Genomic DNA, 25548 nt, shown 5'->3' with positions numbered 1-25548 from the left:
AATCTACTATAATTAAAAAGACCTCGATTAACATCCTATTTTATTACTCCATGGTATTTTTCCTCTAGATTGACTGGTCAAATGAAGGTTCAAACCAAATGATTAGAGGAGGATTATATGCTATCCACCAGTTGTTATCTACGTACATGGGAACGCTTTGTCAGTGAAGGGGTTCTCGATTCAAATCGTCTGAACAAGCGAATAATGGAATCCTGGTATCGCTGCAAAAAAGATCAAGTCAACCCATACCTTAATAAAGGCAAACACATTTTGACGGATGAATTATTGGACATTCAAAGAGAAAAAAACTCCTTCCTATTAGAAGTGGCATCGCCCCAATTATCCAGGATGAATCAATCGATAAAAGAATCTGGAATGATGGCTTTATTGGTCGATCCAGATGGATATGTCCTTTCACTTTCCGGAAACGAGAAAATCCTCGATGAAGCAGGAAAAATAAATTTTGTGGAGGGTGTATGCTGGACGGAGGGTGAGGTCGGAACGAACGCAATTGGAACAGCTTTGAAAACGGGTGAAGCCGTAATGATCCAAGGTACCGAACACTATTCGATTGCCTCGCACAAATGGAGTTGCTCTGCAATGCCCATATTAAATGAAGACGGTAAGATATTGGGAGTTTTGGATATATCATGTCCAGTAGAATATTTTCATCCCTCCATGCTGGGGATGGTAGCCAATTTGGCGTATACAATCGAACAGGAAATGGGAATGCGTTCCTATAAAAAGGAGCTGGCACTGACCCAGCACTCGATAGAACTTGCAGAAACCTATCCAGATTTGCCTTTTATCGTCTGTAATCATAAACAAATGATAATCTCCGCCAGTAAACAGGTTCGCAAAAAAATTCCTCAATCCATTGGTATGGCGTTGGTGGATCTGTTAAATCATGGATATCGAATCGTAAAGGAAAATCCGCTATTATCCAAAGAGGATAATAGGGTTTCCGGTAAGTGTTTATTCTTATCAGAGAATCATGGTCGTGAAACCAATAGGCTTTTTCCTGCTTCAATGCCTTCAGAAAGATTTGCCTTCGAAGGGGAAAGAGGGATTAGTGAATCCTTTCATAACACATTACGTAAAGTGAAGCTTGTTGCACCGACAGAAGCGAATGTGTATATATCCGGTGAAACAGGTGTCGGGAAAGAGCTTATTGCCAAGGCTATTCATGATAATGGCATCCGCAAAAAAGGACCATTCGTCACGATAAATTGCGGAGCGATACCTAAGGATTTAATGGAAAGTGAACTATTCGGGTATGTTGAGGGCGCTTTTACAGGCGCTAAACGGCAAGGTCACAAAGGGAAGTTCGAGCAGGCAAATGGAGGAACCATTTTTCTCGATGAAATCGGTGAAATCCCTCAAGCGATGCAGGTTGCCTTACTGCGTGTTCTTCAGGAAAGAAAAATCGTTCCGGTCGGCGGCACAAAAAGCATATCATTGGATATTCGCATTATCACTGCAACACACCGTAATCTTGAAGAGCTTGTCAATGAAGGGTCCTTTCGTAAGGATTTATACTATCGGCTGAACGTTTACCCCATTCATGTACCTCCCTTAAGGGAAAGGATTGAAGATATTCCTTATCTGGTCAACTACCTGTGTTCGATGAATAATTGGAATATTCCATTAACGGAAGAATTATTGATTCATTTAAAGGAGTACAATTGGCCAGGCAATATTAGAGAACTGCAGAATGTACTTCAGCGATTGACCATCTTACTTGCAGAAGGACCTCTTGATTATGTTAAAGTGTTGAATACCATTCATTCCCAGCCCGATACACGGCATGATTATTTCCCTGCATGGGAAGAACCGGGTAAAAATGGCATCAAGGGAAATGAACTCACGATCCGTGAAAAAATTCAACGGGATCTAATGATAGAAGCATTACAAAAATCAAGAGGAAATGTCACTGCTGCAGCAAAGCTGATGGATATTCCAAGAAGTACATTTTACAAGCGGCTCCATAAGTATGGTATATAGACATGCGTGTGTACATTATGTAAGAAAAGCAAACTTATAGAAATCCTTGAAAAATGAAAGGGGTATGGCAAATGAAAACGAGAATGACTGAATTATTGGGGATTGAATATCCGATTATTTGCGGCGGGATGTTTCAAGTTGGCCGGGCCCCGCTCGCAGCCGCTGTTTCAGAAGCCGGGGGACTTGGTATCATCACTTCGAAAACACAGGTGACACCAGAGGGTCTCCGTGATGAAATACGGAAAGTGAAAACCTTGACCAAGAAACCCTTTGCTGTCAACCTGAACCTGTTTCCAAGTCAAACGGCAACCCCGAATGATGAGTTCATCGATATTTTAATTGAGGAAGATGTGAAAATTGTTGAAACGAGTGGCCGAAGCCCAGAAAGTTTAATGCCCAGACTTAAAGAGCACGGCTTTACCGTTTTACATAAGGTAGCGAACGTCAAAAACGCTGTGTCTGCAGAGAAATTAGGAGTCGATGCGATTATTATTGTCGGGAATGAAACAGGCGGACATCCAGGCATGGGGGATGTAGGAACGCTTGTCATGCTCCCTAGAGCCGTTGACTCTGTAAATATACCAGTAATAGCTGGAGGGGGATTTTCGGATGGGAGGGGCCTTATCAGCGCCTTATCACTCGGAGCTGAAGGTATCGTCATGGGGACTCGCTTTATGGCAACGCAAGAAGCACCGATTCATGAAAACGTGAAGCAGTGGATGGTATCGGCCAATGAAACGGATACGGTCGTCATCCAACGGAATATAGGCAGCCCTTCGCGTGTAGCATTAAATGCCGTCAGTAAAGAAGTGGATAAACTTGAAAATGAAGGTGCCACTATAGAGGAATTGATTCCGCTAATTACGGGACAAAGAAGCAAGAAAGTATACTTTGAAGGAAATTTGGACGGAGGCATCTGGTCATGCGGTCAATCCGTAGGACTCATAAAAGAAATATTGACCGTCAATGAACTGATCAAACAAATCGTCCAAGAAGCAAAAAACTCGTTCGAATTCATCCAAAGCCGTATCGAATCCATTCGAACATAAATAACCTAACTGGAACATGCGATCAATAGTGATTTCGTGTTCCTTTTTTTATCTATTAAACATAAAGTTCCATAGGTGGTCAAGAATAGACTTTTTTTTAAATGCATGACCGTTATTTATAACAGAAGAATGATTTATAACTCTAACGCGAAAGGCCAATTCAATAGAAAAAAGCTACATAGCCGATCAATTACTTGCTAACTAACTTTCAGCAGCTTCTTAATAAAGACTTTCACAAGTAAAAAACCAAAGAAAAAGGTAATTAACATTTTTGAGTGTTTACATAATATTTTTATTCAGCTAAATTAAATAAAGCTTGAGATCTTAAAACCATTCTAATTTCTTCTGGCATTTTTGATTCCTGAAACTTTTAAATCTTTTTATATAAAATGTAAAAATCGGCTTTTACGATTTTATTTCATTCTCATGCTAAAGGCTGCTATGAGGTTAATTAAGAAAGCTTATATTGTAATTATGTGGCTAAATGGAGGAGCTATCATCAATTTCAGGTAGAAAGCGGAAATTGCATGATAAAAAACCTTTTGAATTGTCATTGAGGTAAATTATATTTATATAACTTTTCATAAGTGTTAACCCGTGATTTTTCTCATTTCGCCATTTAATTTATATATAAGAATAATAAAAATGATAAAAAATGTAAATAAAACCGGGATATTTAGATTACTACAGGTTATTAGATAACTATTCTTTGAATAGGTCTTTATGAAAGGAGAGAGGAAGCAATATGAAGAAAAAGATTAGTTGTGCACTTACCCTAGCTGCTTTTTTAATAGGAGGGGCAATCATTTATTACTCAATTTCTATTTCTTTATACACAGCTACAGAAGATTTAAATGAATTCCCTGTACCTAAAAATGCTGAATTGGTTCAGTTAAATGAACAAGGAAATAGATATGAATGGTCAAGGGCTTCTGAAGAAGACGGCATTCCCTATGGGTATGCAATGGCCCTTAAAGCGACCGGATGGAAAAAGGGGAAAAGTGAGGGCGCTTCCGTTTATACATGAAGGGAAATAATAAAATAGATTTGATTACCACAACCAAGCAATTAGAGATCCTTAGAGTGAAATGACTAAGGATGATAAATACTAATTGAATAATCCGATCTATAGCATAAAAATGACTGAAAACGAAATATGTAAACAATTAGCAGATAAATTAAAATTCTATCTATAAATCAAGAAAATTTTAATGACCGTAACTGATGTGAAATTAGCTTAAATCCAAAAAATCTTATTGCTAATTTAGACCGAATTTTTAATTGAAGATCAATCATTTTAATTAGAACAATATTTATTTAAGTTTAAAGTATAAGTTAACAATGACTAATTAATAAAAAAATTATAGATAAATAATGGCAATGAAATTAAATATAAAAAATCCATATCCGGTCTCACTAAGTTAAGTATTCTTAAGATATGAGACAAAATAAACATTAAAAATATAACTTCCTATAATATATATTATGTAAACTAGAAAAAATGTTTAATAAAAATGGTTCTTTCCTTTAATTAATGTCTACCGCCCCTCATCTATTAAACATTTTAAACAACGACTACCCTTGACCTATAGAAATCCATACGGAAAATCATTTTTACGAATGTTTTAGCTTCTCTATTTTCCTTTTATGATTAATTCTAAATTCCTGTCAAGACTTTCTTTTTAAAATCATTATCTAATTGATAAATATCCTTGTTGAACCGATTATTATTTGATTCATTTCCTTATTCCCGAAATAATTCACAAATCTTTACAAAATATCCTATTCATGAATCTAAACTTTTCAAATATACCCCCCAGGTGATTCAAATCAGAAATCCATTGTTTTTCCACATGCAATGAGACTCGACAATACTTCTTTTTACGAAAATCATATTACTCATAGGGCAACAATCCATTGTTCGGAATTCGCTTGGAAGACTTGAAAGTTTAGGCTTCACGGTTACATTGGCAAAACCGGAGGCTTTTTAATTCAGTTAACCAATCCGATTCCATAAATAAGACGCTCTCCCCTTTTACAAATGATATGCGTCTTCTTCATTATTGCTTTTTTCCCCAGAAATTAATTTTCATGGTATTTCAACAAGCACATTTATAGGTTTTTTTATGTTCGTTATATATACATAAAGTTGATAAATCGGCATTCTAGCTCTTTCTTTAAAACGTCTTGCCCAAACGATATTCAGCTATCGTTCATAATAGTACGTCCTCAATTTTAACTTTAAACAAAGCCTAATTTAAAAATCAAACTTTAATATCCAAGCCTTTTTTTTATATCGGCATATATAGTGTAGAAAGGAGTGATTAACTTGGCCGATCACGATAATAATTGTTGCAAAGAATCACACTGCGGAAAACAGGACCAAGGACCAGGGGGTGCTTTGGCTTAATCATTGTAAATTCCGTCTGGGAATTTTGTCTTATAGATTTTGATTTCCCAGGATTTAGTTTAAATACAATCCCGAATCCGGAAACAAATGAGATCACTGTCTCTCTAAGTGGTGTCTATGAAATAAGTGCCGACCTTGTTGTTGTTACTAATGAACTTGAAACTTCATTATTCAATTCACGATTAACTGAAGTGTCATAGGTCCCATTCCAGGTTCCTCTTTCGAAATCGTAACAGGATTGACATATCAAACTGGAGAACCTTCATGGTTAACACTATAGGTAAGACCATCCAAGTGGAGTTAAATGCAGGAGAAAACGTGTTTGTGTTTATTCAAAATGTGAGTGGAAGTGTTTCTTATAGATCTCTGTCACTTATTGTAAAACGTATAGGACCCCTTGTATCCTCCGCTAAAGAGGAAATAGAAACTATTAAGCAGAAAGAGAAGCGGAAAAAACAGAAAAAAGCTTCATTGCTCGAGTTTTCGGAAAGTGAACAATGAGAAAAAGGGTGAGTAAAATAGATAAGCCAATTCAAGGTCGTAAATTTGTTGACACGACCTATAAATGTAAAAAAGATGATTTCTTTAATAAAAAAGATGATTTCGTCAATAAAAACGATCATAAAAAATGTAAGGATTGTGAACAAGGTCCTCGGGGACCTCAAGGATCTCCAGGCCCTCAAGGATTTCAAGGACTTCCAGGACCTCCAGGACCTCAGGGAGAAACTGGACCCCCAGGACCAGGGGGTGCTTTGGCTTATGGATCATTGTACGATCCGTCTGGAAATTTTGTCGCAGTGTCTACGGTAAATCCCCCTGCTCTGGGGCAGAAGGTTGTTTTCACAACTCCTGGGCCGTTATTAGGAACAGCTCCTTTTCCTCCTGGTCTTGGACCTTATACTGATATTGAGGTTCTGACTGCTGGGGTATATGAGATTAGCATGGATTTAACAGCTAGATTGATTAATGCTTCTAACTTGACGTTTAATACCGAAGTGCAGTTCAGGTTATTCATCAATGACACAACCCCGGTTCTTGAAAGTACTTTTGAATCCTTTAATCGTATTTCTGGCGGTCCAGGCGGTCAACCATCGCAAGTTGAAACTAGAAACACGATAGGAAGAACAATCCAACGTCGTTTATCCGCAAACGATAGGCTAAGCATTAGAGTTATTACTGCATCTGCCAATGTAATGTATAGGTATCCATCTTTAGTAGTCACAAAAATCGCCAACTAGCTGCCGAAGTCATTAAATAGGAGCAAGAAGAGCCCTAACCTAGATGTTGTGGGCTTTTTCCGATTTACTGAACGTGGTGGTTTTGGTTACTCACTAGTGGAGTAAGAATCCTCCAACAGATGCTGGAGGATTCTTAAGATTATTATTTAAACTTATCCGGAAACTGCTTTATAATCCCCGCAGAGATAGTATCTGCCATTAAGATTATATGTGTGACTCCTTCGTCAATTGCAATGATTCTAGCGTTCCATTCTTTTGCTAAGCTTGCAGATAAATCATTTGTCACTAATTTCAGGTGCATATACAGGAAATTTTTTAGATCTTCATTTTTTAAATGGGGGTTGGCACCGCTAAGGAAAGCTGCAATTTCATCAGCATTTCTATACCATTCTTTGTTTAGCTGTTTCACCAAGGCATCATTTCCACTTTTAGCCGCATCTACAATCTTTCCCGCAATAACAATATGCTCCTTAAGCAGATCCGTAAGTTTGTTACCAGCTTTCTCTCCGTATACTGGCTTTACAGCATTACCAATATCCTCCTGATTCTTTAGAAGTCTAGCCAGTACCTGTGTTTGATCCTCCGCTCCAGCGGTGGTTGCACTTGTTATATAATTACTTGTCCATAATACATGATCAATCCAAAGTCTCCTGAATTCATTTTCGAAGTTTACCTCAGATTGACTAATACGTTGTACCTGTGGCTTAGCGTATGCGCTAGTTGTTCCGGCCACCATGTTTAGAGGAAATAATAAAATAAATCCCATCAACAGTAATTTTTTCATAAAACCATCTCCTCCCAAAGTTAAAAAGTTCTTTTTTATTATTGATATATGCGATTTTTATATGCATAAAATTGCTTGTACTTACCATGTTTATATTAAATTGGAATTAGATGGACTCACATCGTCCAATGTAAGCTGTTTTGTATAAAATCGGGTCATCAATCATGATATTAATACACAGACACAACTACGTCGCATTGGTGCTTGAAATATGATGAATTAATGTTTGAATTACTTGAAAATTCAGGAATGAGACGCAAGAATTAGTGAATTTAATATGGGAGCAAGTTAATAGAGAAAGTAGAAAATAAGAACGCCTCCTCCCCCTTCATCCCATTGTCTTACCAAAACTATTAAGCATTCTAGAGCAGCAAAAATTAAATGTTTTTAATATATCAGCAGGACTTATGCTCCAGCATGTGTGCAGTGCTCCAAGCAATGATAATTAAATATCAATTTGCAAGTTGCAATCAGAAAGTCCCTTCATTTCCCTTGGTCAAAAGGCTTGATAATAGTTTTTTTTCTGTAAGACCCAGTTTAACAAAAACATAGGCATTCATATGATTACTATCCGTATAGTGAAGCTACTACTACAAACAGTCCACCCTCCTGAACAATTAGCTGTTCATTAATTAAGTCTTACAGTATCTTGTAATTGGAATCAGAAAGAAAAAAATAAATTTTTCTTTGGTGTACATAATATAGGTAATAACCAATGATAGTAAAAGTGTTATGAAAAAGGGTGAACAAATGGAAAGAAATAACGCGATTGACTTTATTAAATTTTTTGCCATATTATCTGTTGTGGTCATTCATGTATTCCCTAGGGATAGCCAAATTGGTCTATTTATTCTCGATAACTTCTCAAGGTTTGCGGTGCCATTCTTCTTTACTGCATCTGGTTATTTGTTCGGTCAAAAGATGATACATAAAAGGGATTCCTTTGATTATTTTAAAAGGTATATTATAAAAATTTTGAAACTGTATTTGTGCTGGCTCTTCTTTTATATGATGTATGATGTTCTAATTCTTTATAAAGATGCTGCAGATGTACCAAAGGAATTTGCGCAATACATTAATCATTTTTCATTTCTTGATCTTATATATTACGGAACTGGGACTAGCGGATACCAATTGTGGTTTTTAACCGCATTAATTTGGAGTGTTATCATTCTATTCGGTTTTTTTAAGTTAAAAAAAGCAAGGCTTTTTTTACCCATTAGCCTAATATTCAACCTGTTAGGTCTTTTCGGACAATCGTATTCGGTGTTCTATGATCTTCCTCTGAGTACACGGGATGCTTTATTCATTGGTCTTTTTTATACAACTTTGGGATTCTTCTTTGCGGATGATAAATTCTTTAAAAAGTCGGGAGCAATAACAGCCAAAACCAATTTATCTTTAATTTTTATCTTCTTTACTATCCAAGTGGTAGAAGGATACTTATTAGAAAAGATATTATTGGGAAGTCATGGGGAATATTTTATTTCTACTATCTTTTTAACTGCATTTCTTTTTTTATTTGCATTGAATAATAAAACATTGGGGAAGGATTTGTTCATTACTAAAGTAGGAGGAAGAGCCCTGGGGATATACATTGTTCATGTAGTCTTCATCGATATTTTTGATTTAATTATATCGGCACTAAGAATGGATCATATAGCTGACAATCTTTTCTTAAAACTACTTGAGACACTCCTTATAATTACGATGTCTTACATTTCTTATGACCTGCTTCAATATTTCAAAAGGCGTTTAAGCAAAATGGTAACAAGCAATTAGTGGAAAGTTAAAACCCTTACTTAGTGCAGGGTTTTGTAAACAGAAAAAAAATCCCTGCACTAAGTAAGGGATCTTTTTTGCTGTCTACATATAATTAAAGCTTGGTCTCCACCGGATGAACTCTCGGTTCCTCTATACTGTCGCCAGCATGTTTTTTTGACCAGTAAGTCGCGAGAATTGGTCCGGATATGTTGTGCCATGCAGCAGCCAGGACGCTTGGAAGGGCTGCCAGCGGGCCGAAATGTGCAGTGGCAAGCGCAACACCTAACCCGGAGTTCTGCATGCCCACTTCAATCGAAATCGCTCTTCTATTCACTTCATCAAGTCCAAGCACTTTTGCTGCTAAGTAACCAAAAAGTAGCCCAAATCCGTTATGAAGCATCACGGCAGTAAAAATAAGGAACCCGGAAGCAGCAATGCTAGCTGCGTTGCCTGAGACTACTGCGCTTACAATAGTAATGATGGCTGCTACCGAAATAAGAGGTAAAACGGTCAAGCTTTTTTCAACTGTTACTGGGAAAAACCGCTTAATGGCCAATCCTAAAACAATCGGAAGAAGGATGACTTGTACAATGGACTTAAACATATCAAAAAAATCAACCGGCATCCATTGTCCTGCCAGCAAAAGCAGAAGCAGCGGTGTCATGATTGGAGCCAGTAAAGTTGATACCGAAGTCATAGCTATCGATAAAGGTACATTCCCTTTTGCAAGATATACCATCACGTTAGAGGCTGTTCCGCCTGGTACACAGCCAAGCAATACCAGACCTGCAGCTAATTCGGCTGGTAAATTCATGAGTTTAGCAATTAGGAATGCCACAATTGGCATGATGATAAACTGGGCGCAAACTCCAATTATCACGGGCAGTGGTTTAGTAATGATGATTTTAAAATCAACTGCCTTCAAAGTGAGCCCCATTCCAAACATGACAACGCCAAGCAATATTGTAATAAATCCCCCCAATCCCAAAAATGGCTCAGGAAAAATAAAGGCAATGACGGATATTAAGATAACCCAAACAGCAAAATATTTTCCGGCTACTGCGCTTAATGCTTCTAATACTTTCATTCCATCACACTCTTTCTAGCATTAATATTTTATTTGGATTTAATAAATTATCTGGATCAAGGGCCACTTTGATTTTTTCCATCACAAACAGGGCGTCCCCATGTTCTTTTATCTGATATTTTTGTTTACCGACCCCAACACCATGTTCGCCTGTACATGTTCCCTTACGCTCAAGGGCATACAGGACAATTTGTTCATTTAGCTTTTCAGCTCTTTTAATCTCTTCTTGATTATTGTTATCGATCATTAAAAGTACGTGATAGTTCCCGTCGCCTACATGGCCGACGATCCCACCGGTAAGGCCAAGGAGATCAACAGCTTCCCTTGCGTGGTGAATGGCACCGGACAGTTCTGAAATCGGAAGGCAGACATCAGTCACCATCAGTTTTTTCCCAGGATTGCCATGAATATAAGCATAGGCAAGATTATGGCGAGCTTCCCATAGGCGGTTCCTGGCAGCATTATCTGTTTCAAATTCAATATCGAGACAATTATGTTCAGCTACTATTTCCTTAGTGAACTCTACGTCTTGCTTCAACCCGGCTTCATTGCCATGAAACTCCAAAAATAGTGTAGGCGCTTCGTTATAGCTTGTATCACTATAAAGGTTAACCTGTTTCATTGATGGTTCATCGACAAGTTCCACCCTTGCTATTGGAACACCTGACTGCAAAATGGATACAACAGCTTCCACCGCATGTGTCAATGTCGGAAATGATGCCCTTGCCGCCATAACGTGCTCAGGAATTCCGTAAACTCTTAACGTCAATTCCGTAAAGCAGCCAAGCGTTCCCTCTGATCCAACAAAAAGACCGTTTAGATGGTAGCCTGATGACGATTTAGCGGCCAAATTGCCAGTATGTATAATCGAACCATCTGCAAGTACCACTTCAAGATCACGGACTTGATCACGCATCACACCATATTTAACTGATGTCGTTCCACTGGCATTGGTTGCCGCCATTCCTCCAAGAGTAGCATCAGCTCCCGGGTCAACGGAAAAAAACAAACCGTATTTTTTCAATTCTTTGTTTAGTTGCGAACGCGTTACGCCAGGCTGAACTTTTACGAGAAAATCGTTTTCACGCACTTCCAGGATTTTATTCATTAATGAAAAATCAATAGTTATGCCATGGTTGTACGGTATGACATGTCCCTCGAGGCTTGATCCCAACCCAAAAGGAACCATCGGAATTTTGTACTTATTTGCCAATTTCACAACTTCACTGACTTGCTGTGCTGTTTCCGGAAATACAACAATATCAGGAAGACTTACAGTATGATAGGATTCATCTCTGCCATGTAATTCTCTTACTGTCTGGTTTTCCGTTACTTGACTTTCCGAAAGGATTTGCTTTAAATCGTTGATTAAATTTACATTAGCCGCTTCCATTCTATTCTCCTTCTTTCTGCTATAACATCCGTTTTTGTCATATCAAAAACTTTGGTCGCACCTATATCAAGAATTAGTTTCTACTACAATTCTTCAACTGTAGTATCAAGAGATGGTTTCCCTCTCTTTAATAGCTTAAAAAGATATCGTTTCCATTTTATCGGATAATTGGTCTAACCAATTTTCATTATACTAAATTTTTTGACTTTTTCAACAATTATCCGTTTTATACTTTTCTCCATAAAAAAATGCTTTATTCTCAATATTTATAGGGGATTTTTATCCTTATGACAAAACCCAAATGACCTTTAATAGCCATGTGAACGTAATTTGATTGAATTTAGACATTATATTTTTATAATATTGGTCTAACCAATTAAAATATCAGATTGTTTCAACAGTTATTTATTTTAATTTTAATATTGAGGATTATCCCCTTGCTTCATAAATGAATGCTTGTTAGAATGATTCCACTAATAGTCGTACCAGCATGTTGTTAGGGTTGTCATGGAAGGATGTGAAGAAAGTAATGGATTCAATACCAGTTAAATCTCCCAAAGTGTACGAAATCATCTTCAATCAAATTAAGGAATCTTTTAATAGCGGTGAATTGAAACCTGGAGATAAATTACCGCCTGAACGCGAATTATCCAACCGTTTTAAAGTGAGTCGAACATCAATCAGGGAAGCCCTTCGAGTATTGGAGATTAACGGAGTCATTGAGATTAGACCAGGTGATGGAACATTTATCAGGCAATCTGATGTTCAATCACTAATCGAACAGCTATCCACCTCAATCATCAAGGCTGAGGACAACATGGTCTATGAAATGCTTGAAGTCCGTCGAGTAATTGAAACGGAGTGTGCTTTTCTTGCTGCGCAAAGAGCAAACTCTCTTGATTTACAAAATATCCTTAAGGCTCTAGAAGAAATGGCACGCTCGGAACATGATGAAGAATTAGGCTTGCGAGCAGATCTGCTTTTTCACCATAGTATTGCACAAGCCACAAATAATTCCATTTATGCTGGATTGGTTCATACTCTAAGTGACCAAATGAAAAATACGATTCGTGCCACCAGACGGCATCGTTTCGCAAAACCAGGTCATTTTCAAGAAACGCTTCAAGAACATAAAGAAATCTACTATTCCATCGCATTAAAGGACGCGGACAAAGCCAAGCAACTAATGAATGCCCATATCATTCGCATTAGAGAGCAGATGGCTGCGGCTACACTTGAAAGCATTGGAGAAGATGCCAAAATTGCTGCTTATCCAGGTGAAAAATAAAGTTCCGCTTTCAATATGATTAACCCAATATGGAATTACACCTCTAAAATTATCAACTAAGTGATTTTTTAACCTTGGCCGATTAATTGACACTACTTTGCCCAATAAAAAAAGCGCCTTTCTCAGAGGGCGCTAAGCTGGTTTAATATAGTTAAGTAATTGATCCCCTATATAAGTAAATGTTTGTTTTATCCTTTTGACATAGTGAAGGAATCAATGTTACATACTTTTAGAGCATTATCAATCAATGAAAGCTGTTCATTAATCATTGATAAGTAGGAAATATGATAGTCATTAATTTGTTCCTTTAACTCCAACAGCAGCGTTTTGTCCCTTAATATAAGGTAAATCTCGTCTGGATGTAACATATCACTTCTCCTTTTAATCAAGATATTACCTTTTACCCAAATTATTACAATCGTTAACTTATAAGTGGATGTTTTGTACTATATTCACAAGGGATTGCTCAGTAACAGTTCCTTCTTATAGTAAAGGTCCGTTAGTTGAAGAACACGACGATCATTATATAGAATATTTATTAAAAAGGCTGTCGTATAGTAGTATTAAACGTCGAATATGCCCCCTTCTTACCTTATTGTGTTAGACTTAAATGATAAAACCATATATTTTCTTGGGTTTAATTGACTTTTCATAGTCACACTTGCATAAGCAAAGGAGTGAAGGAAATGGAGAAAATCAGCGTTTTTTTGGATGACTATCGGAAAGCACCCGATGGCTATGTGTTAGTCGAGACTATTGACGAATGTTTAGAGCTATTGCAAAACTTTGATATTGAACATCTCTCTTTGGACCATGATTTATTAAATAAAACCAGGAATGGTTCTATGCTTGTTCAAATGATGGTGAAAGAAAAACTATTTGCTAATCGCATTACTATTCACTCTGCCAATTCAGTTGGCGGTAAAGCGATGTACAACTGTTTAAAGCAAGCACAACGGAATTTAACTATGCCCCCTGCCATTATCGTATCCTTACGACCATTGCCCCTCAAATTCTTCCCGTCAAAGGTTCTGCAACATTATATAGATATACGGTAACCCCTACTCAATCTCAATTACATGTCACCCATTGTTTTTACATTAGACCGTAGGTTAGATAAATAGTAAATCGAAAGGGCAACTTTAATCTGAGTTGCTTTTTTTGTATTTCTGCTTTGTTTTAAGAAAATCGAATATCTTCATTGCACACTTCGCCATCATCCCCATGTGAACAACTTTACCCCTTTAACATGGAAAGTAAAGTGAACTATTTCCAGAATAAAAAATCGAATTACTTTTCCTTCTGGCAGTGCAGCTCCCATAGCATTGTACCGACAAGAAGAAGTTCATACCTGGTTCACCTAACGTTTCGCACATATGAGATATGTAATATTAAAGTTACTATCCTCCCCCCTGCCCTATCGCCTAATAAAGTTTGGTGGTTTCCTAAGACATTTCTAGCCACCCAGATCTATCAATTTTCTGTGGTGATTTTTCCGGGTAAACAGTTATCTTTTATGCTTTTTTTGCATTGGCTCCTTCTTGATGTAAACAATAAATTTAATGCTTGACCTAGAGTTGACTCTAAGTTGTAAAGTGGTATGAGTAATGACGGAGGTGATCAATCATGTATCGAATTGGAGAACTCTCCAAACTATTGGGTGTTAGTGAACATACTCTTCGTTATTATGAAAAAGAAGGTTTAGTAGTACCTTTGCGTAAAGGAAAGAATCGTATTTATACTGAAGAGGATAGAGAATGGCTCGAGTTCATCCTCCATATGAAAAATACAGGAATGGCCCTTGTTGATATTAAGAAGTATACCTTAATGCGTAAAGATGAAAATGGTGACAAACATGCACAAGAATTGATGGAAATCTTGGTAAAGCATCGGGACGAAGTTGCAGCACAACTGAAGATTTACGAAGAGAATCTTGAACTGATGAATCATAAAATTTCAAAATACCAGAAATTATTAAACGAACATCAAGATAAGGATTTATTTGATACTTTCATTGATCAAAAGAAAAAAGGAAATTGAAGTAAATGAAAAGAGTGAACATCGTTTCAAAAATGGGCAATCATGTGGTACAAGACTAGGAGGAGGATCTAACAATGACAAAAATAGCATCTATTGAAAAAAACGCAATTTTTCCTATTGGTGAACCGATTGAAAATGAATACTTCTTTGGAACAGCATACTTGGAAATGCTTTTAACTGATTCAGCTTTGAATGCACCAATCGGAAATGTAACATTCGAGCCTGGTGCCCGCAATAACTGGCACACTCATGCAGCAGGGCAAATCCTGTTAGTGACTGCCGGTGAAGGGTGGTATCAGGAAGAAGGTAAACCAGGACAACTTCTAAAGGCTGGGGATGTTGTAAATATCCCTGCAGATGTCAAACATTGGCATGGTGCTGTGAAAGACAGTTGGTTTGTCCACCTAGCTTTAACTCCAGGCGAAACTACTTGGTTAGAACCCGTGACTGAAGAATATTATCAACAATTATAAAATTTTTTATTTGGAGGATGAGATTAACGCAAACCATTACTGATACAGACTTGAAAGGTCCTTTTGAAGAATTATACGATGCTTTTGCGATTAGTCCTACCCGTATAGCGGAAATGATTCTGTTTTGCTTTGAATCAACCTAAAGATGTTACCGTTAATGAGTTTATTGTAAGACCATCTCGACAACAGCCTTAAATCGATAAAAGTTTTCTCACTGGGGACATTCCAATAACAGATAGGACGCAGGTTAATAAAATAGATCACAGCCTGATTGGAATCGAACAGTCTGTGATCTATTTTTAGTCTTAAGATCAATTGCTATTTAATAAGCCCATTCTGTATTCATTGAATTAATTCATGATTTCACTTCATTGAAAAATTGCGGCCATACTCGTATTTATATTTCGGTTTCCATGCCATTTCTCCTTTTATTAGTTGAAATACATGGGCTATAAGTGTTGCTGTATAAGTTTAACAGTCTAATTAACGAATTTTGAATGGCTCAATGTATGCGTAAAACCCGTAAGATACAAAAAAAGCAATTCACATGCAGTGTAATTGCTTTTTAAAGAAGTGTATGGATATAACCCATGCTAATTAAGCTTTCGTTAATGTTCGGGCCATCCCCTTATAGTGTAGACTATGGTTTTTTATCGCCAAGTAAAAATAAACTACAGCAGATTTTCCCCGGTTTACAATGACATTACTTGTTTTTTACGATGGATAGTATCGTAATGGTGCTTATAATGCAGAGTGTGCCGAGCCACTCGGCAAAACCGAACGTTACATTCAACCAGAAAACGGATATTAAGGTTGCGGATAATGGCTCAACGGAAGCCAATAAGCTTACCTCTGAAGCAGATATGAATTTTGTACTTTCCAAATAAAAATAAAAAGCAATGATCGTACCGAAAATGATGATGAATAAAACCGCTGAAAATGAAGGTAACGTCCATTTGCCTTCAAATGCCCATGGGGGATGGATCATGCTAAAGCATATGCCTCCAATCAACATGCCCCAACCCACAACAATCATTGAACCCCATCTTGAAAGGAGTTTAAAAGGCTGCAATGTATAGAATGCCAAGGCAAAGGCTGATGTTACTCCCCAAAATACTGCCCACCCGGAAATGGAGAGTGTACGTATGCTTCCTCCCGTCACAAGCAAAAAAGTGCCTAAAATCGCTATGATCACAGCTACGCTCACCGTAATGCTTGGAAAACGTTTGGAACGAATGGCTAAATAACAAGTGATCAGTGCCGGGGCCAAGTATTGAAGGACAGTGGCAGTGGCTGCGTTGCCATGTTCAATTGCTGCAAAATATGTGTATTGAACAGCGAGCATGCCCAGAATGGCAAAAAGGATAATTTGAAGCGCATCATTTTTAGTTTTCCAAATCTCAAAAACTTTCAGTCTTTCATTCTTGTAAGCGACCCCCAATAAAATGATTCCAGAAAGCAACAAGCGTACAACAGTGAGCCACTCAGGACTGAAACCTTGCTGCTGAAATAGATATTGAGCTGCCGTTCCTGACACTCCCCATAACGCAGCGCCAGTCAGTACCAGTGCAATCCCTTTATTTCTTGAAGGTGATATAGCAACTAAAGTATCATTATTCATTTTTTTCTTTCCCACTTTTTACACGTTCCGTATGGGCTTGAATTCTAAAGTAACTTTCTTTCCAATTCTTTTCTATCTCCTTAAGCACCATAGTGAGATTTCCCCCCCTGATTGCCTGTATGATCTGATCATGCTCATCAACGGAAAAGTGAACATCACTTACCTGATTGAAATAAAACAGTTCCATTCGTATAAGTTTTTGTTTGAGTCCCGATAGAATCCGCTTCAACTCATCATTTGTTGAAAGATTGATGTAAATGGAATGAAAGTCATTATCTTTCTGGACGGCCACTATTTGATTTCCCTCGTCGATTGCGTTTTTAACTTCATGATTGATGACTTCCATTTCCATTAAGTGTCTTTCTTCAATGAAATCAAAAGCCTGTTCCATAGCCAGCTTTTCCAGTGTCCAAACAAGGGAATATATGTTTAATCCCCCTTCGAATCGAATAGGGGAAACAATAGTTGAACGGCTCGGCTTGGTCTCGACAAATCCCTCATCCTCAAGCCTTAAAAGTGCTTCTCTAATAGGGGTTCTGCTTACTCCCAATTGATCGGCTAATTCTTTGTCGCGTAATTGTTGGCCTGGCGTCAGGATCCCCTGGACAATCCAATCCCGCAATATCATGTATGCTTCTTCACGTACAGACGTACGTTTAATTTTTTGTGAAGAATATGAATGCTTCAACGGCTATACCTCCTTAAAATACAGATATATAATATGCAATATATCACATATTGCATACCGTCGGAAGGAATTATAGAACATTTTAAATCTGGGTCCTTTAATATAACATCAAGCATCTTTTCACATAATAAAAGGGAATCCTTCCATATTAAAAACACTTCTTTACGATGGTGAAAGTAATCCTTCTATCATGAGTCCTCGAGCTTTAAATTTACAACGATTCACTGTTTAAAAATAAAGTTCTATTTTTTTGTATACCATTGTATGTATTTTGAAATTCTTAGTACACTAGATTGAGACTAACGGCATTTGTAGTTTATTGCTTCCGACATTAGCAAATATTGGATATTTTCCGCGAGTGATTTGGATACTACTTCACTTTACTGATTATTTTCACGTGAAATTTGTGTTTCTAAAAAAATGTCTTGAAAATATCTTGGTGCTTACCGCATTCATTACATGAATATTCTATTTCCAATGCATCTTCAGTTACTGTATGAACTGTCTCTTTTTTACAAGTTTCACAAAATCTCTTTTCGGATATTTCTTTCATTTATCATTCACACTCCGTTTTTTCATCATATTTGTAGCCTTGTTACTATTATTTTGCGAATATCCAACCGAAAAAATACCTTTTTCCTGAAGGGCCAGAGAAAAAGGTACTAAAATTGTTAATTTAACCTTGGATTCCAATACATCAAAGCTGCATGAAACGGATATTCGTATTCGAAAACTCCTTCTTTTTCCACCACATATTTATTTAGGATCGTTTTTACTTCATCATAGGAAAAATGTTCATCCAGAATTTTTGTTGTATTATCTCGGATCGCTTCTTCATAGGTGGAATAGATTTTTTTACTTTTCAATTTAACGATCTTACAGTCCGCCAGTATTCCAAGTTGATACAAAACATTCAAGATGTGTATGTAATCCCGTCTTCTTAAATTGATCGTATATCCTCGTTGCTTCAATTCCATATAGTGAGGTTTTTCTGGTCCGGTTGTCATACCTATTATCGCTAAACGAGCTGCAGAATCATTCATTTTTAATAAGGTATGACCGATTTCACTCATTCGGTAATAACAATTAAAACCAAATACTACATCATATTTGACTTTTTTGTTATCACTTTCCCACTTATCATGAATTAACTCCATGTTTTCGAAACCTTTTTCGTTTGCCTGGGATTCCAAAAAATTGATAATGCTTTTGGAACTATCTATACAAGTTAGCTTCCTGACTTCTTTTGCAATATCAAATGTATAATTGCCCCATCCAGGGCCGATTTCCAAAACATGATCATCCTGTTTTAATAATGCCAATAATTCTTGCTGCACAATTTTTGCATAAGGGTCCGCTTTATGTTGTTTTTTCATTGCAACCTTGGAAGCCCAAAAAGCTTCTTCTGCAGCATCATCTTTTAGCCTGTTAGGTATCTTCCCTGTATGATCTGTCATTGCCTCTTTCCAAAGTTCAATATAATCTGTCATCTTTTCTCCCCTGAATTCGTATGTAGTTATCGGTTTTCAAATTAAAGCAAACAGCCAAATACTTCCTCTTTTAAATATATTAGCATACCATAGCTAAAACTTTGTTTTACACATAAGAAAAAGGAGCAAAAACTTTGCTCCTTTATCCATATTGCTTATTTTTCTAAAAACTTTTATCTTTTCGATAAAGCTGACCACGTATTTTCAAGCCATTTATCAAAGTCTGCTCCTTTTTCACCCTCATATGTATCATATATATCCATTCTCATCTTCTGGAGTTTGTCTTTGAATTCGTGATATGTGTGATTTTCAGGTAAACTCTTCTTGATCCTCACTAAGATTTTGGTCAAACCTTTGATCAACTCGCCCTTTTTCCTTGCTGGCATTTTAACATCTTCGCCTAAACTTTTCAATTGACGGTAGGCTGCCTCTTGAACTTTATATACAGAATCATTATTCATGATATGTGTGAGAATGTCGATTACTTGTTTATTTTTTGCTTGACCTAATTCTTCGATTGCATCTAAACGTTCTCTCCAATTAGATTTGCGATTGGCAGATTTTTTTAATTCCTCATAGTTGGCAGGTAACTCGATACCCTTTGTTTCCTTGTTATTCAAATGAATCATTTCTCCTTCTGTCTTAGTGATCCGGATATCAAACATGTATCCGATATAATAATCCCATTACCAAAATGGCTTATTCCTTCTTCATTATACCCTTTTCCATATTTTAATATAGTTAAATTTATCTGCCGTATCGTCAATCACCCGGGTTCCGGGACGAGATGCTTTGTTTGTCTTCAATTTACCTGCGCCTATCAACTTCAACTTTAAAAGGCATAAATCCTGTCTGGATTCATGCCACTTTGAAGGATGCTTTTATTATTGAACATGTACAAATCTAGTCCACGTAATGTTTTTTATTATCTGGATGAATAGAAAATTTTTTACGTAAATTGACGAGGTTTACACCAAAACTTTCTTCTAAAAGTTCCCTATGTTTCTCCATGATTTCCATGAGATACAAATCATGAATCATGACTTCTGTAATGGGCATCACTAAACCTACATGCATGGTCCATGCTGCACGGCTATCTTTACCAAGAGAGACTATACCCGCGACTACTTCAGAATCATCGCCACTGATAACAAGCCATCGTCCACCATACTCTTCTGTAATTTCATAACCCATATAATGGAGGTAAACATTTGCAAAATCACAGACGATTTCCCCATAGGCAATAATTGTTACATTGACCCCACCATTTGCGGCCTGTCTTAGTTCAGGTTCTAATTCTTCGAATTCGTCTTCCCAAATCTCTAAGAGTATTCTTTTTTTAGCAGATAATATACAAGCTTTAACCTTATCGAGTATTTCATTGCGTCCCATGATATTCCAGATATTTTCACGATCATTTGCAGATCGTTCGAACTCCGCTAATGATTTTTCTGCCAGTTCAAAATTCTCTTCCGCTTTCATCCGCCGGTTTTTTATTAGCTCCTTTGCAGGAACAGGAGTATACTGTGGTGTGTTTCCAGGACTGACCAGAATATCTCCGCGTATGGCGAGACTATCCAGAATTTCATATATTCTTGAACGTGGTACACCGGAGTTTTTTGCTACTGCATAGCCTGTTAATGGCGATTCTTCCAATAAGGCAAGATATGCTTTCGCTTCATATTCGGTGAAATTCAGATTTTTTAATGTTTCTAAAATGGTTTCTTTCATAAACCCTCCAACACAACCGTAGTCGCTACCTTTGTAACTAATATTTTAGCAAAATCTGTTGACGTTTTCCATTTTCATCTAATATACTTATTAAGTAGTTACTTTAGTAACCACTATGAAAGTGGGAGGGGGAATTAGTTTGGACAGCTTACTTACATACATATCAATAGTGGCGATGATGGTTATTATACCGGGAGCAGATACAATGCTCTTAGTGAAAAACACGCTTAGCCATGGTCCGAAAGCGGGACGTTATACCGTTCTCGGAATGGCAACGGGACTTTCTTTTTGGACGCTTATAGCCATTCTTGGACTATCTGTTGTCATTGCAAAGTCTGTGATTCTTTTCAGTACAATCAAATATTTGGGAGCCGCCTACTTAATTTACTTAGGGATAAAAAGTTTTTTTGCTAAAAGCGTTTTTTCCTTAAAAGAAATTCAAGCACAAGCAAATACACCTGTTAAGTATTCAAACCGGCACAATAAAGATTCCTTCATGCAAGCATTACTTAATAATATTCTGAATCCAAAGACCGTTTTAGTTTATATCACAATCATGCCGCAATTTATCAATTTGAACGGAAATGTAAACCAGCAATTGATTATATTAGCCTTCATCTTAACCTTGCTCGCTGTACTGTGGTTTCTATTTCTTGTTTATCTAATTGATTACGCAAAAAAATGGATGAACAATTCCAAATTCCAGAAAGCATTCCAAAAGTCAACTGGCTTAATTTTAATCGGTTTTGGAATAAAAACAGGAATTTAAATTCATTTACTCACACATTCCGTTCAGATAATTGAACGGTTTTTTTCATTTACGAATCGGCACCGATATCTTTTTAATTATACATATGGCACTGCTTTATTGACTGCAAAGATTTTTCCGTCTTCATCATTTAAAACAAAAACGTCAGTATTTTCCCATAGGTGCAGGAAATACTGACGAAGTAATGTCCTATGAAGTTTGAAGTATCCCTTTTTGTCAATCCAAGCCGCAAGCCTTGGCAAGTACTTCAACAAGGTGCAAACTTTTCATTTGGTTCGCCGCTCCCTCCCTTTGGATGCCAATGCTCATTTGCATTTGGCATCCTGGGTTAACCGTAACAATGGTAGTTGCTTTCGTTTCGTTAAGATTCTTCATTTTCTCATCAAGAATTTTCATGGATTCATCAAAGTGGAGAAGATTGTATATGCCTCCAGATGCACAGCAACGGTCAAACCCTTCCATTTCGACATAGGAAACTCCTGGTATGGATTGCAATAATAAACGAGGTTCCTTTTGGACCTTTTGTACATTGCGTAAATGACATGAATCTTGATAGGAAACGATGCCTTGCCATCCTTCAGTGAAGGGTAGCGGCCCCAATTGATGAAGAATTTGACTGATATCTTTTGATTTTTCCGAGAAAGCCCTTGCCGCCGCAGCCCATTCTTGATCCTCTGCCAATAGATGTCCATATTCAAGAAGCGAAGCACCGCAGCCTCCTGCGTTATTTACGATTACATCAGCATCCGTTTGCATGAAGGCTTGGATATTCCTCTTTGCCAATGCTTTCGCTTGTATTGTTTCACCTTGATGGGAATGCAGAGCACCGCAGCAATTCTGATTTTCAGGGAGAATGACCTCACACCCTGCTATGGTAAGCAGCTCAATGGAAAGACGGTTAATTCGTGACATCATGGAATCCATGATACACCCTGTAAAAAATGCCACTTTTAATTTCGTTTCCCCTTTTGCCGGCATAATCGTACCTGGCCGGATACGTTTGGAAGAAGTCTCGATGTCTGGAAGTGCCTGTTCTAAATGTGCAAGGGCAGGGGAAACCTTCTGCAATATATTTGATGAACGGATAAGCTTGGATAAGCCGGTTTTTTGATAGAGCTGCACTGCACTTCCAATCCTGTTCATTCGTTTTGGATATGGAAAAAGATGAACCAATGCCAGTTTTTTGATTCTTGTCATTTTGTTTTTTTGGTTTGCTGACGGGGAGTTTTCAATGGCTTCTTTAGCCGCTTCCAGTATATGTCCGTATGGCACACCAACAGGACATGCTGTTTCACAAGCACGACAGCCTAAGCATAAGTCGATTGGTTCAGCTAAATCTTTTTGGAAATCTATTTTTCCTTCGGCTGCCATTTTCACTAGATTGATACGACCGCGTGGAGAGGCGGATTCCACACCCATTGATTCATATGTAGGGCATGCAGGTAAACAGTATCCGCATTTTACGCATTGATTTGTCCAATCATAGGCATCTGAATATAAATTTTGGACCGCGGCATTTGACTCATTCGGTTTGGCGGGTAGATTCATGGAACCAACACGACCCTTGTCTGTCCCTTGTCAGGAAAAATCTTCCCTGGATTCAGGATATTATTGGGATCCCATGCTTCTTTAATTTTTTTCATCATATTCACTCCGGTTATTCCTAATTCCATTTCCATATATGGTGACTTTAAAGTACCGATTCCATGTTCCCCTGAAAGTGTTCCGCCTAATTCGATTGCCGCTTCAAAAATTTCACTGACAGCAAGCTCCACTTTTTTCATTTCCGTAATATTTCGTTTATCAGTAATGATGTTCGGATGTAAATTCCCATCCCCTGCATGACCGAATACAACCAAGTTCAACCCGTATTTCTCCCTGATATTGTTTAATCTCTCCATCATTGCCGGTATTTGACTGCGTGGAACGGTCGCGTCTTCAGAAATTTTTGTAGGACCCATTTGTGTAATGGCCGGGGAAACCAATTTACGCGCACTCCAAATCGTTTGGCGCTCTTCCTCTGTCTCCGCTATCTTGACGTATGAAGCACCCTCTGCCCTGCATATATCGGCGCATTTATTGATTTCTTCCTCAATCGCCAATGGGTGTCCATCTATTTCTATGATAAGAATCGCTTCTGCCTGAAGAGGCAACCCGGAAGGACGGTAGCTTTCAACAGCACGGATGCACGCATTATCCATCAATTCCAGGGCAGAGGGTAGAATTCCTGATGATAAAATGCTGGTAATGGCATGTCCAGAGTCTATCAAATGATTGAAGTGGGCGACAAATGTTTGTTTAGATTGAGGTTTTGGTATTAAGCGGATGATTGCCTCAGTTACGATGCCCAGAGTACCTTCCGATCCTACGATCAATCGGGTCAAATCATACCCAGTTACATTTTTTACGGTCTTTCCGCCAGTACGAATGATATCTCCCGTCGGGGTGACAACCTCCAGACCTATCACGTATTCTTTTGTCGTTCCGTATTTCAATCCCTTTGGCCCGCTGGAATTTTCTAATAGATTCCCGCCTATAGTGGCTACATTGGAACTGCTTGGATCCGGCGGATAGAATAAGCCGGCTTCTTCAGCCTTTTTATGAATATCTGCCGTAATCACACCTGGAGAGACTATAGCAAGCATATTTTCCCAATCAATGATCAATTTATCCCTCAAAAGGGTCATATCAAGAACCATACCCCCTTTAACAGGTAAAGGGCCGCCGCTTAGCGAAGTTCCTGATCCTCTAGGGTAAACAGGTATTTTGTGAGTATTAGCCAATTTAACCACTGCACTGATTTCCTCCGCGTTTTTTGGCTGGATGACGATTTCGGGTAAATATTCCCCAAAAGAAGCGTCATAGCTATAACAATACCTTTCTGCCAAATCAAGAAACATTCTGTCACCTGGAATTACCTGTCGAAGATCGACCAAGGCTTCTTTCTCCATGCTTCCCACTTCCTTTCTTAATAGAAATATGGTAAGGTCTACCCGTATGTAATATAATGGCATTTTAGGATTCTACTAGGTATAATGATGAAAAAAAAAGGAGGGTTTTTTTGAAAATCGCACTGATTCATGCAACCACAACTGCACTAAAACCAATTGAAATTGCCTTTCAGACGGTTGCACCGAACATTGAACTCCTTCATTTCATGGACACGTCCCTTCTCTCCTTGATGGAAAAGAGCGGCAAGTTAACTCCTGAAATCATCCGCCGCTTTTCTGCATTAGTGAATTTAGCTTATGATTCTGATGTTTCATGCATCCAGCTTACTTGCTCTGCCTTTAATGACATCACTGCAATTCTACAGCCTATATACTCTGTAAAGTTATTTCGTTCAGATGAGGCCATGCTTGATGAAGCTCTTCGCTATACTCGCATTGGCCTGGTTTCCACCGTAAAAGAAACGCCGATCGCCCTTCAAAATTACCTATTAAATAAGAATCCGGACTGTATGATCGAGTCATTGGTCGATCCCGGAATCATCCATTTATTATCACAAGGAAAAAGAAAGGAACATGACGATCGGGTTAAAAAGATGGTGGAACAATTGGATGGAAAGACAGAAGTGATTTTGCTTTCACAATATAGTATGGAACATATCGCAAAGCAGGTTAATCCCTCTGTCCCTGTCCTAACGGCGCCGTTATTGGCTGCGAAAAGGTGTTTGGCCCATTTGAATGGAATGTACACATGAGTTTTCTTCGAAAAAA

24 protein-coding genes are annotated in these 25548 nt (G+C 37.8%); 13 read left to right on the top strand and 11 right to left on the bottom strand.

Features of this window, described 5'->3' with window-relative positions; genetic code table 11:
* Positions 1-117: 117 nt before the first annotated feature.
* The 5 genes from ACFX4H_RS06145 (at position 118) to ACFX4H_RS06125 (ending at position 6701) form a co-directional block, all read left to right on the top strand.
* Positions 118-2004, top strand: coding sequence for a sigma-54-dependent Fis family transcriptional regulator (locus ACFX4H_RS06145; protein WP_377434523.1), 1887 nt, complete (start codon positions 118-120; stop codon positions 2002-2004).
* 71 nt (positions 2005-2075) lie between these two features.
* Entirely contained in the window at positions 2076-3053 is a 978-nt protein-coding gene (locus ACFX4H_RS06140) for an NAD(P)H-dependent flavin oxidoreductase (protein WP_057277652.1), read from the top strand.
* Between the two features lie 745 nt (positions 3054-3798).
* A complete protein-coding gene (locus tag ACFX4H_RS06135; protein ID WP_377434520.1) occupies positions 3799-4080 on the top strand; it encodes a hypothetical protein in 282 nt (93 codons plus the stop codon).
* A gap of 1647 nt (positions 4081-5727) precedes the next feature.
* On the top strand, positions 5728-5964 hold the full coding sequence (locus ACFX4H_RS06130; RefSeq protein ID WP_377434518.1) for a hypothetical protein: 237 nt from the start codon (positions 5728-5730) through the stop codon (positions 5962-5964).
* Positions 5965-5972: 8 nt separating this feature from the next.
* Entirely contained in the window at positions 5973-6701 is a 729-nt protein-coding gene (locus ACFX4H_RS06125; protein WP_377434515.1) for an exosporium leader peptide, read from the top strand.
* A gap of 142 nt (positions 6702-6843) precedes the next feature.
* Here ACFX4H_RS06125 and ACFX4H_RS06120 read toward each other — a convergent pair whose 3' ends face one another.
* On the bottom strand, positions 6844-7485 hold the full coding sequence (locus ACFX4H_RS06120) for a glycosyltransferase (protein WP_241636089.1): 642 nt from the start codon (positions 7483-7485) through the stop codon (positions 6844-6846).
* Positions 7486-8235: 750 nt separating this feature from the next.
* Between ACFX4H_RS06120 and ACFX4H_RS06115 the strand changes: the two genes are divergently transcribed.
* Positions 8236-9267, top strand: coding sequence for an acyltransferase (locus ACFX4H_RS06115; protein WP_377434512.1), 1032 nt, complete (start codon positions 8236-8238; stop codon positions 9265-9267).
* A 94-nt stretch (positions 9268-9361) separates the two neighbouring features.
* On the opposite strand, the gene ACFX4H_RS06110 is transcribed toward ACFX4H_RS06115, so the two are convergent.
* Both ACFX4H_RS06110 and ACFX4H_RS06105 read right to left on the bottom strand, forming a co-directional pair.
* On the bottom strand, positions 9362-10336 hold the full coding sequence (locus tag ACFX4H_RS06110; protein WP_249597924.1) for a bile acid:sodium symporter family protein: 975 nt from the start codon (positions 10334-10336) through the stop codon (positions 9362-9364).
* A gap of 4 nt (positions 10337-10340) precedes the next feature.
* The gene (locus tag ACFX4H_RS06105) at positions 10341-11729 is read right to left on the bottom strand and encodes an FAD-binding oxidoreductase (protein WP_377434509.1); all 1389 of its coding nucleotides are present in this window, start codon (positions 11727-11729) and stop codon (positions 10341-10343) included.
* Positions 11730-12258: 529 nt separating this feature from the next.
* Between ACFX4H_RS06105 and ACFX4H_RS06100 the strand changes: the two genes are divergently transcribed.
* Positions 12259-13017 carry a FadR/GntR family transcriptional regulator gene (locus ACFX4H_RS06100; RefSeq protein WP_241636097.1) on the top strand — a complete coding sequence of 253 codons (759 nt, stop codon included), beginning with the start codon at positions 12259-12261 and terminating at the stop codon, positions 13015-13017.
* A gap of 188 nt (positions 13018-13205) precedes the next feature.
* Here ACFX4H_RS06100 and ACFX4H_RS06095 read toward each other — a convergent pair whose 3' ends face one another.
* The gene (locus ACFX4H_RS06095) at positions 13206-13385 is read right to left on the bottom strand and encodes a hypothetical protein (RefSeq protein ID WP_034306717.1); all 180 of its coding nucleotides are present in this window, start codon (positions 13383-13385) and stop codon (positions 13206-13208) included.
* A gap of 318 nt (positions 13386-13703) precedes the next feature.
* On the opposite strand from ACFX4H_RS06095, the gene ACFX4H_RS06090 reads away from it, so the two are divergent.
* The 4 genes from ACFX4H_RS06090 (at position 13704) to ACFX4H_RS06075 (ending at position 15673) form a co-directional block, all read left to right on the top strand.
* Positions 13704-14075 (top strand): cyclic-phosphate processing receiver domain-containing protein, encoded by a 372-nt coding sequence (locus tag ACFX4H_RS06090; protein ID WP_034306719.1) that lies wholly within the window; start codon positions 13704-13706, stop codon positions 14073-14075.
* 568 nt (positions 14076-14643) lie between these two features.
* Positions 14644-15057, top strand: coding sequence for a MerR family transcriptional regulator (locus tag ACFX4H_RS06085; RefSeq protein WP_241636100.1), 414 nt, complete (start codon positions 14644-14646; stop codon positions 15055-15057).
* An 83-nt stretch (positions 15058-15140) separates the two neighbouring features.
* The gene (locus ACFX4H_RS06080; protein WP_262869042.1) at positions 15141-15530 is read left to right on the top strand and encodes a cupin domain-containing protein; all 390 of its coding nucleotides are present in this window, start codon (positions 15141-15143) and stop codon (positions 15528-15530) included.
* Between the two features lie 17 nt (positions 15531-15547).
* The gene (locus ACFX4H_RS06075; RefSeq protein ID WP_283780650.1) at positions 15548-15673 is read left to right on the top strand and encodes a hypothetical protein; all 126 of its coding nucleotides are present in this window, start codon (positions 15548-15550) and stop codon (positions 15671-15673) included.
* 560 nt (positions 15674-16233) lie between these two features.
* On the opposite strand, the gene ACFX4H_RS06070 is transcribed toward ACFX4H_RS06075, so the two are convergent.
* The 5 genes from ACFX4H_RS06070 to ACFX4H_RS06050 all read right to left on the bottom strand — a co-directional run bounded on the left by ACFX4H_RS06070 (position 16234) and on the right by ACFX4H_RS06050 (position 21060).
* The gene (locus tag ACFX4H_RS06070; protein WP_249597920.1) at positions 16234-17151 is read right to left on the bottom strand and encodes a DMT family transporter; all 918 of its coding nucleotides are present in this window, start codon (positions 17149-17151) and stop codon (positions 16234-16236) included.
* Positions 17144-17839 carry a GntR family transcriptional regulator gene (locus ACFX4H_RS06065; protein WP_377434503.1) on the bottom strand — a complete coding sequence of 232 codons (696 nt, stop codon included), beginning with the start codon at positions 17837-17839 and terminating at the stop codon, positions 17144-17146. The genes ACFX4H_RS06070 and ACFX4H_RS06065 overlap by 8 nt, the downstream gene beginning before the upstream one ends.
* Positions 17840-18510: 671 nt before the next feature.
* Positions 18511-19329, bottom strand: coding sequence for a methyltransferase domain-containing protein (locus ACFX4H_RS06060; protein WP_377434500.1), 819 nt, complete (start codon positions 19327-19329; stop codon positions 18511-18513).
* 173 nt (positions 19330-19502) lie between these two features.
* Positions 19503-19958, bottom strand: coding sequence for a HEAT repeat domain-containing protein (locus tag ACFX4H_RS06055; protein ID WP_241636105.1), 456 nt, complete (start codon positions 19956-19958; stop codon positions 19503-19505).
* Positions 19959-20232: 274 nt separating this feature from the next.
* Entirely contained in the window at positions 20233-21060 is an 828-nt protein-coding gene (locus ACFX4H_RS06050) for a TrmB family transcriptional regulator (protein ID WP_034306726.1), read from the bottom strand.
* Positions 21061-21199: 139 nt separating this feature from the next.
* Between ACFX4H_RS06050 and ACFX4H_RS06045 the strand changes: the two genes are divergently transcribed.
* A complete protein-coding gene (locus ACFX4H_RS06045; RefSeq protein WP_034306727.1) occupies positions 21200-21829 on the top strand; it encodes a homoserine/threonine efflux transporter in 630 nt (209 codons plus the stop codon).
* Positions 21830-22045: 216 nt separating this feature from the next.
* Here ACFX4H_RS06045 and ACFX4H_RS06040 read toward each other — a convergent pair whose 3' ends face one another.
* Positions 22046-23377: a (Fe-S)-binding protein gene (locus tag ACFX4H_RS06040; RefSeq protein ID WP_377434495.1), complete on the bottom strand. Its 1332-nt coding sequence runs from the start codon at positions 23375-23377 to the stop codon at positions 22046-22048.
* The gene (locus tag ACFX4H_RS06035; RefSeq protein WP_377434492.1) at positions 23374-24780 is read right to left on the bottom strand and encodes an FAD-binding oxidoreductase; all 1407 of its coding nucleotides are present in this window, start codon (positions 24778-24780) and stop codon (positions 23374-23376) included. Before ACFX4H_RS06035 ends, ACFX4H_RS06040 begins: the two co-directional genes overlap by 4 nt.
* Before the next feature lie 110 nt (positions 24781-24890).
* On the opposite strand from ACFX4H_RS06035, the gene ACFX4H_RS06030 reads away from it, so the two are divergent.
* Positions 24891-25532, top strand: a complete 642-nt coding sequence (locus ACFX4H_RS06030; protein WP_377434489.1) for a hypothetical protein — start codon at positions 24891-24893, stop codon at positions 25530-25532.
* Positions 25533-25548: the final 16 nt, after the last annotated feature.

Origin of the sequence: Peribacillus sp. YIM B13477 (assembly GCF_042787955.1) — a bacterium.
In the GTDB taxonomy this organism is placed as follows: domain Bacteria; phylum Bacillota; class Bacilli; order Bacillales; family DSM-1321; genus Peribacillus; species Peribacillus frigoritolerans.
The sequence above is the reverse complement of the archived record's forward strand: the minus strand, read 5'-3'. Positions and strand labels throughout refer to the sequence as shown.

Coding starts and splice junctions, on each gene's coding strand:
- ACFX4H_RS06145 (WP_377434523.1), top strand. CDS start 118: ATGCTATCCACCAGTTGTTATCTACGTACATGGGAACGCTTTGTCAGT.
- ACFX4H_RS06140 (WP_057277652.1), top strand. CDS start 2,076: ATGAAAACGAGAATGACTGAATTATTGGGGATTGAATATCCGATTATT.
- ACFX4H_RS06135 (WP_377434520.1), top strand. CDS start 3,799: ATGAAGAAAAAGATTAGTTGTGCACTTACCCTAGCTGCTTTTTTAATA.
- ACFX4H_RS06130 (WP_377434518.1), top strand. CDS start 5,728: ATGGTTAACACTATAGGTAAGACCATCCAAGTGGAGTTAAATGCAGGA.
- ACFX4H_RS06120 (WP_241636089.1), bottom strand. CDS start 7,485: ATGAAAAAATTACTGTTGATGGGATTTATTTTATTATTTCCTCTAAAC.
- ACFX4H_RS06115 (WP_377434512.1), top strand. CDS start 8,236: ATGGAAAGAAATAACGCGATTGACTTTATTAAATTTTTTGCCATATTA.
- ACFX4H_RS06110 (WP_249597924.1), bottom strand. CDS start 10,336: ATGAAAGTATTAGAAGCATTAAGCGCAGTAGCCGGAAAATATTTTGCT.
- ACFX4H_RS06105 (WP_377434509.1), bottom strand. CDS start 11,729: ATGGAAGCGGCTAATGTAAATTTAATCAACGATTTAAAGCAAATCCTT.
- ACFX4H_RS06100 (WP_241636097.1), top strand. CDS start 12,259: ATGGATTCAATACCAGTTAAATCTCCCAAAGTGTACGAAATCATCTTC.
- ACFX4H_RS06095 (WP_034306717.1), bottom strand. CDS start 13,385: ATGTTACATCCAGACGAGATTTACCTTATATTAAGGGACAAAACGCTG.
- ACFX4H_RS06090 (WP_034306719.1), top strand. CDS start 13,704: ATGGAGAAAATCAGCGTTTTTTTGGATGACTATCGGAAAGCACCCGAT.
- ACFX4H_RS06085 (WP_241636100.1), top strand. CDS start 14,644: ATGTATCGAATTGGAGAACTCTCCAAACTATTGGGTGTTAGTGAACAT.
- ACFX4H_RS06075 (WP_283780650.1), top strand. CDS start 15,548: ATGAGATTAACGCAAACCATTACTGATACAGACTTGAAAGGTCCTTTT.
- ACFX4H_RS06070 (WP_249597920.1), bottom strand. CDS start 17,151: ATGAATAATGATACTTTAGTTGCTATATCACCTTCAAGAAATAAAGGG.
- ACFX4H_RS06060 (WP_377434500.1), bottom strand. CDS start 19,329: ATGACAGATTATATTGAACTTTGGAAAGAGGCAATGACAGATCATACA.
- ACFX4H_RS06055 (WP_241636105.1), bottom strand. CDS start 19,958: ATGATTCATTTGAATAACAAGGAAACAAAGGGTATCGAGTTACCTGCC.
- ACFX4H_RS06050 (WP_034306726.1), bottom strand. CDS start 21,060: ATGAAAGAAACCATTTTAGAAACATTAAAAAATCTGAATTTCACCGAA.
- ACFX4H_RS06040 (WP_377434495.1), bottom strand. CDS start 23,377: ATGAATCTACCCGCCAAACCGAATGAGTCAAATGCCGCGGTCCAAAAT.
- ACFX4H_RS06035 (WP_377434492.1), bottom strand. CDS start 24,780: ATGGAGAAAGAAGCCTTGGTCGATCTTCGACAGGTAATTCCAGGTGAC.